Raw genomic sequence first — 561 nt, 5'->3', positions numbered from 1 at the left:
GCGGACGTACTGGGCGGTGTAACCCTCCCGGCAGGCCTTGTGTGCCAGAGCACAGGCCAACCAGGTTTTCCCGACGCCAGTCGGGCCGGTGATGAGCACGTTCAGGTGTTCCTTCACCCACTGGCAGCTGGCCAGACTCTGGACAAGCCCTTTATCCAGGCCCCGTGAGTTCCGGTAATCAATGTCTTCGAGGATGGCGGCGTGTCGCAGCTTGGCCCGGCGCAGGCGGCTGCTCATGCGTCGGTTGTCCCGTTCCGTCATTTCCCGGTCGACCAGCAGGCCAAGGCGCTCCTCGAAGCTCAGGTCGGTAATGTCGGGGGTGGCCGATTGATCCGCCAGGGCGGCGGCCATGCCGGTCAGTTTGAGGGCGTGGAGCTTATCCAGCGTGGGATGTTTCAGCATGTCAGGTTCCTTCAGTGGTAGTAGGCGGGGCCACGGATGTTGTCGTGTGTGTCGGGTAAGGCCAGTTCTTGTTGCTCTTCCAGGGGCTGCTCATCCAGGCGATGCTTGAGGATGGATTCGATGCTCTTGTATCGGCAGCTGCCCAGCATCAGGGCGCGT

General features: G+C 62.2%; 1 pseudogene. It reads right to left on the bottom strand.

The window, feature by feature from the left end:
- A pseudogene (istB, locus tag Q675_RS35315) lies at positions 1-402 on the bottom strand (IS21-like element ISSpu5 family helper ATPase IstB); the annotation flags it as partial.
- Positions 403-561 lie beyond the last annotated feature (159 nt).

The sequence above is a fragment of the Marinobacter sp. EN3 genome, assembly GCF_000475315.1.
GTDB lineage: Bacteria > Pseudomonadota > Gammaproteobacteria > Pseudomonadales > Oleiphilaceae > Marinobacter > Marinobacter nauticus.
The sequence above is the reverse complement of the archived record's forward strand: the minus strand, read 5'-3'. Positions and strand labels throughout refer to the sequence as shown.